The sequence below is a fragment of the Rothia nasimurium genome (assembly GCF_042660305.1).
In the GTDB taxonomy this organism is placed as follows: domain Bacteria; phylum Actinomycetota; class Actinomycetes; order Actinomycetales; family Micrococcaceae; genus Rothia; species Rothia nasimurium.
In genome coordinates, this window is record NZ_JBHSTW010000017.1 from 1 (window position 1) to 6,083 (window position 6,083).

Consider the following 6,083-nt stretch of genomic DNA (forward strand, 5'->3'; position numbering starts at 1 on the left):
TAACGCTCATATTTTTGCCGCGGGTGGGGCCGTTGTCTAGTTGGTGGGGGTGGGGTGCGTGTCTACTTTTGAATAAGCCTCTATTTTTGTTCTGCCGATGGTTGTTTCTGGCATCATCATTTCGTATGTCTTCCAGTTTATTTTTGCGAATACTCTGCCAAATGCAGCTGCTTCGCTGAATATCGGGTGGCTACAAGAGTCAATCCTTGCAAACCCCAACCTAGCTTGGCTAGCTATCGTTCTCGTAACGACTTGGCAGGCTATTCCCTCTGCCATGCTCATCTATATCGCAGCGCTGGTTACGATACCTCGCGACGTATACGAAGCTTCAGCGTTGGATGGGGCGCGCTCAGTGCAGCAGTTCTTACGCATCACTCTTCCGATGATTTCAGGTTATGTCTTGATCAACATCATCCTCGGTTTCAAAGGTTTCCTCAGCATGTACGACATCATCGTCGGCTTGACGAATGGTGGCCCAGGTACTGCTACGCGTTCTGTAGCTATGACAATCTTTACCGGTTTTGACACCGGCGATTACGCTTACCAGATGGCGAACTCCACTATCTTTTTCATCATCACCCTCGCAATTGCGCTTCTCCAGTTGCGCATTTCTAGAGGAAGGGCACAGTTCTAATGACAACCCAAATTGTTCCTAGCCCCAGCGAAGGATTTGACTACGAAGTCAAGACAAAGAAAAGCCGTATGCGTTCAGGCAGTAAAGGGTCGGGCGTTTGGACGCTCACCGGTCTGCTGATGCTTTGCACAGTCACCGTTATTCTGCCCTTCTTCGTAGCAATATCGATGGCATTTAAGACCAAAGACCAGGCAGTACTAAACGAAGCTTTCACGTTGCCTTCTCCCTGGAGTATCTCAGGTTTTCAGGAAGCTTGGACTCTCACTAATTTCCCCCGTGCGTTTACCATTTCGATTCTGGTCACCCTTTTCAGCGTGATTGGTGCGGTTCTCTTAAGCGCGATGACTTCCTACGCCATATCGCGTAACTGGAACCGTAAGTTCTTCCGGTATTCCTGTTACTACCTCATGGCAGCAATGTTTTTGCCTTTCCCGGTACTGGCGCTTTCCCAGGTAAAACTCACCGGTATGGTGGGGCTGGCGAATCCTGTAGGTGTGACAATCCTGCACATCATGTTCCAGATGTCATTCAGCACCCTGCTGTTCACCGCATTCATTCGGTCGCTTCCCGAGGAGCTTGAAGAAAGTGCACGTATGGACGGGGCTTCTCCATCACGCATCTTCTGGACTATCATCTTCCCCTTACTGCTCCCTATGGCAGCAACAGTAGCAATCTTTGCCTTCCTCGCTTCGTGGAACGACTTTATGATGCCTTCGCTCATTACAGCGGACCCGACGATGCAGACACTGCCCGTGGTTCAGGCGATGTTCCAGACCCAGTTCAGCAACAACTACAACGTTTCTTTTGCGTCGTATCTGATGGCTATGACTCCCTCGGTTATCGCCTATATCTTCTGCCAGAAGTGGGTTATGTCAGGTCTTACCCAAGGCGCCGTTAAATAAACCGCATCTACCGCGTAATTTCCTTTTCATTCACGACGAAAGGCTTACAATGCCCGACTCTCTCGACAACCTCCTGGTTCCCGCAGCAGACGACCCCACCTGGTGGCGCCAGGCCGTTGTCTACCAGATTTACCCCCGCTCCTTTGCGGACGCCGATGGCAACGGTATCGGCGACCTCAAGGGCATTACCGCTAAGGTTCCCTACCTCAAGAAACTGGGTGTAGATGCCGTCTGGCTCTCCCCCTTCTACCCCTCCGCTCTGGCCGACGGTGGCTACGACGTTGATGATTTCCGCGACGTTGACCCCAAGATTGGCACCCTGGAAGATTTCGATGAGATGGCGAGCGCCCTGCACGCAGCCGGTCTCAAGCTCATTGTTGATGTGGTTCCTAATCACACCTCTAACCTGCATGTCTGGTTCCAGGAGGCCCTGGCGTCCGCTCCGGGTTCTGCAGCCCGCGACCGCTATATCTTCCGCGATGGGCTGGGCGACAAGGGTGAGCTACCCCCGTCTGACTGGACCTCTATTTTTGGTGGCCCGGCTTGGGAGCCGGTAGGGGACGGCCAGTGGTACCTGCACAACTTTGCGGTTGAGCAGCCTGACCTGAACTGGCACAACCCCGAGGTTCACGAAGATTTTAAGAAGACCTTCCGCTTCTGGGCCGACCGGGGTGTGGACGGCTTCCGCATCGATGTTGCCCACGGTATCGCCAAGGACTTACCCGAGGTACTCCCCTCCCAGGCGGAACTCGATTCCATGCCCAAGGATGGCAACCACCCCATGTGGGATCGTGACGATGTGCACGAGATTTATAAGGAATGGCGGGCCGTTTTCAACGAATACACTCCCCCTCGTACTGCCGTGGCTGAGGCCTGGGTGGAGCGCGACCGCCGCCCCGCCTACGCGTCCGCCCAGGGTCTGGGCCAGGCCTTCAACTTTGATCTGCTCACTGCCCGCTTTGACGCCGGTGAATTCCGAAAGATTGTGGCGGAGAACCTGGGCCTCTCCGCTGAGTCCGGCTCTTCGAGTACCTGGGTGCTCTCCAACCACGATGTGGTGCGCCACCCCACCCGCTACGGTCTGCCCTTTGTGGAGGGTAAGACCAACGAGAAGGTGGGCCACGAGTGGCTGCTGGCAGGTGGTCCGGCTGAGGAACTTGACCGTGAGCTCGGTTCTGCCCGCGCCCGCGCCGCCACCCTCTTTGAGCTGGCTCTGCCCGGTTCAGCCTACCTCTACCAGGGCGAGGAGCTGGGTCTGCATGAGGTCGCTGAGATTCCTGACAGCGAGCGCCAGGACCCCACCTTCTTCAACTCCCCCGGCGTAAATGTCGGCCGTGACGGTTGCCGGGTGCCCCTGCCCTGGCAGGCGGACGCCCCGGCCTTCGGTTTTGGTACTGGCAAGCCCCACCTGCCCCAGCCCGCCTGGTTCTCAGGCTACGCGGTGTCGGCTCAGGAGCAGCAGGAAGATTCGACCCTGAATCTCTACCGGGCAGCCCTGGCTGCCCGCCGCCAGCTCCAGGGCGCAGAAAAGCTGACCTGGCTTGAGACGGAGGACGAGGCCGTCCTGGCCTTTGAGCGCCCCGGCGGCTGGGTCAACCTGACCAACTTCAGCACCGAGCCCGCTCCCCTGCCAGCGGCCCTGGCTGAAGCCGAGTTTGTGTTGGGCTCTGCCCCTGACTCTCAGGACGCTTTCGCCGCAGGTGCCGTGCCCGGGTCAGCTACGCTCTGGCTCAAGAAGTAGCCCAAGAACTAAGGGTAGGGCAGGTACATCGCCCGGCGGCTGGCGCGGGGCTGGCGTGAATCATAGCGAGCGCCCCGGCGCGAGCTATGAGAGGGTCGCCGCCGGGGATGTATCTGCCCTGCCCAATAACCCGGCTACCTAGCCAACTCACGAATCCGTTCGACCGTCTCGCGGGGCGTGGTGTTTTCGCCCAGACGGTTGGGCTTGCCGGTGCCGTGGTAGTCGGAGGAGCCGGTGACTAGAAGCTCGTGCCTGGCTGCTGTTTCCAGCAGCCAGGTGCGGCCTTCTTCCGGGTTGTCGCGGTGGTAGACCTCAAAGCCGGCCAGGCCTGCCTCAATCATGGCGTAGATGGTTTCGTCGCTGGCGAGTTTTCCGCGGGCGGACGCCTTGGGGTGGGCCATGACCGGAACACCCCCTGCCGCACGTACCAGTTCAACAGCCTTCACAGGGTCCACGGCGTAGTGGGGCACATAGTATTTTGAGCGGGTGGTCAGAATGGTTTCGAAGGCTTCTGATCTGTTGGCAACAGCGCCAAGGGCTACCAGGGCATCGGCGATGTGGGGGCGGCCTACAGTAGCGCCCTCGTGCACCTGGTCCTGGACGGTCTCCCAGGTAATCGGGTAGTCTTCGGCGAGTCTTTCGACCATACGCTGGGCGCGGCCTACGCGGGAGTCTCGGGCTCTGCTGATTTCGGCCAGAAGGAACTGGTCGGTGGGGTCGTGCAGATAGGAGAGCAGGTGGATGCTCACCCCCTGAGCCGAGCAGGAGATTTCCATGCCGGGCAGGAAGTCTAGCCCCAGGCGTCCGGCTGTCTGTTCAGCCTCTGCCCAGCCAGCGGTAGTGTCGTGGTCGGTCAGGGCGAAGCCGGTGAGCCCGGTAGCGGCTACGTCGGCGACCAGCTCGGCTACCGGCTGGGTGCCATCAGAAATACGGGAGTGGGTGTGCAGGTCGTACATAGCACCAGACTACCTGCGGCGGCCCGTCCGTAACAGATAGCAACCATTAGCCACCCTTAAGTATCAAGGGCACTATCTTCAGCTAGACGCACCGTTACCCGGCTCACTAGACTGGTAGGCATGACTACTAGCGAAAATACCTCAACCCCCGGTGACGATCAGCCCATCGAAGAACGCGTCACCAACCGCTCCGCAGCCCCCAAATCCAGTGCCTTCACCGACTTTATGGCAGCTAACTGGGCGCCGGCGTCCGACCAGCTCCCTGCCCGTGCCCGCGTAGCCGACTTCGCCGCTGAGCGCCGCGCCAAGATTTCAGCTCTCTTCCCCGGCGAGCGCCTGGTGCTCCCCGCTGGCCCCCTCAAGGTGCGTTCAAACGACACCGACTACCGTTTCCGCCCCCATTCAGCCTTTGCCCACCAGACCGGCCTGGGTCTAGATCATGAGCCCGATGCTGTGCTGGTCTTTGAGCCCGCTGAAGAAGGCCAGGGAGACAACGGCTCCAACCACGAGGTCACCCTCTACTTCCGCCCCCTGGCAGGGCGCGATACCGAGATGTTCTACCGTGATCCCCGCTACGGTGAGTTCTGGATTGGCCCCCGCCCCACCCTCGAATCGCTGGGTGCCGAGTACGGTCTGCGCACCAAGGACTTAGGTGAGCTTGAAGTAGCTATTACCAAGAACGCCGGCCCCGAGGCTCTGGGCGGTGTGCGTATCCGTCTGGTCCGCAACGTTGATTTGAACGTCGATGCCCTGGTCGATACCTCACGCTACAACACCTCTGTTGACTTAGAAGAGTCAGATAAGCTCGACGCTGCCCTGACCGAGGCTCTCTCTGAGGCTCGCCTGGTCAAGGACGCCATCGAGGTGGAGAACCTGCGCCGCTCAGTGGACCTGACCATCGAGGGCTTTGCCGAGGTCGTCAAGGCTCTACCCGCTGCTGTTGCCCACCGCCGCGGCGAGCGCGTAGTCGAAACCGCCTTCTTCGCCAAGGCCCGTGTTGAAGGTAATGACCTGGGCTACGACACCATTGCCGCCTGCGGGAACAACGCCACGATTCTGCACTGGATCCGTAATAACGGCACCGTCGATGAGGGTAAGCTGCTGCTGCTCGATGCCGGTGTTGAGGACGACACCCTCTACACCGCGGACGTCACCCGCACCTTCCCGGTCAACGGCAAGTTCTCCGAGGTCCAGGCTAAGGCCTACAACATCGTGCTCGAAGCTGCCGACGCTGCCTTTAAGGTTGCGGTGCCGGGCAAGAAGTTCCACGAGGTCCATGACGCTGCCATGCAGGTTCTGGCAACCCGCTTACACGAGTGGGGTCTTCTGCCTGTTTCGGCTGAGGTTTCCCTCTCTGCTGAGGGCGGCCAGCACCGCCGCTGGATGCCCCACGGCACCAGCCACCACCTGGGTCTTGACGTGCACGACTGCGCCCAGGCTAAGAATGAGCTCTACATGGAGGGCATCATCGAGCCCGGTATGGTCTTCACCATTGAACCCGGCCTCTACTTCAAGGAAGAGGACCTGGCTATCCCCGAGGAGCTGCGCGGCATCGGCATCCGTATTGAAGACGATGTGCTCATCACTGAGGACGGCAACGAGAACCTCTCTGCGGCTCTGCCCCGCACCGTAGAGGGTATCGAGGCCTGGATGGCAGAGAACTCCCGCTAGGTAGGAGCTTGCGGTCTTAGTTCGTTAGGGGTTTTGCATGCTCACGCTCGCCCCGATGAACTAGCCTCTCACCTGCATATCAAAACCCCGCCTGCTCTCTGAACTAGCCCCCGAAAGTTGGACTGGTTTAATCCTAGACCGTCAGGGCTGCCAAAGCCTGGCTCCGATACCCCATCGGA

4 protein-coding genes and 1 pseudogene are annotated in these 6,083 nt (G+C 59.1%); 4 read left to right on the plus strand and 1 reads right to left on the minus strand.

Translation table 11 applies throughout. From position 1 onward, the window contains the following. Positions 1 to 79 precede the first annotated feature (79 nt). The 3 genes and pseudogenes from ACFP6B_RS06880 to ACFP6B_RS06890 form a co-directional block, all read left to right on the plus strand. Positions 80 to 634: pseudogene (locus tag ACFP6B_RS06880) on the plus strand (carbohydrate ABC transporter permease); the annotation flags it as partial. A 68-nt stretch (positions 635 to 702) separates the two neighbouring features. Continuing rightward, the gene (locus ACFP6B_RS06885; protein ID WP_377128576.1) at positions 703 to 1,536 is read left to right on the plus strand and encodes a carbohydrate ABC transporter permease; all 834 of its coding nucleotides are present in this window, start codon (positions 703 to 705) and stop codon (positions 1,534 to 1,536) included. Positions 1,537 to 1,585: 49 nt separating this feature from the next. Then, the gene (locus ACFP6B_RS06890; RefSeq protein ID WP_377128567.1) at positions 1,586 to 3,277 is read left to right on the plus strand and encodes a glycoside hydrolase family 13 protein; all 1,692 of its coding nucleotides are present in this window, start codon (positions 1,586 to 1,588) and stop codon (positions 3,275 to 3,277) included. 134 nt (positions 3,278 to 3,411) lie between these two features. Here ACFP6B_RS06890 and ACFP6B_RS06895 read toward each other — a convergent pair whose 3' ends face one another. After that, a complete protein-coding gene (locus ACFP6B_RS06895; protein ID WP_377128570.1) occupies positions 3,412 to 4,233 on the minus strand; it encodes a PHP domain-containing protein in 822 nt (273 codons plus the stop codon). A gap of 120 nt (positions 4,234 to 4,353) precedes the next feature. Between ACFP6B_RS06895 and ACFP6B_RS06900 the strand changes: the two genes are divergently transcribed. Beyond that, positions 4,354 to 5,904, plus strand: a complete 1,551-nt coding sequence (locus ACFP6B_RS06900) for an aminopeptidase P family protein (RefSeq protein ID WP_377128573.1) — start codon at positions 4,354 to 4,356, stop codon at positions 5,902 to 5,904. Positions 5,905 to 6,083: the final 179 nt, after the last annotated feature.

Excerpts from the sequence above, each read along its gene's own strand:
- ACFP6B_RS06885 (WP_377128576.1), top strand. The coding sequence starts at position 703 with ATGCGTTCAGGCAGTAAAGGGTCGGGCGTTTGGACGCTCACCGGTCTG.
- ACFP6B_RS06890 (WP_377128567.1), top strand. The coding sequence starts at position 1,586 with ATGCCCGACTCTCTCGACAACCTCCTGGTTCCCGCAGCAGACGACCCC.
- ACFP6B_RS06895 (WP_377128570.1), bottom strand. The coding sequence starts at position 4,233 with ATGTACGACCTGCACACCCACTCCCGTATTTCTGATGGCACCCAGCCG.
- ACFP6B_RS06900 (WP_377128573.1), top strand. The coding sequence starts at position 4,354 with ATGACTACTAGCGAAAATACCTCAACCCCCGGTGACGATCAGCCCATC.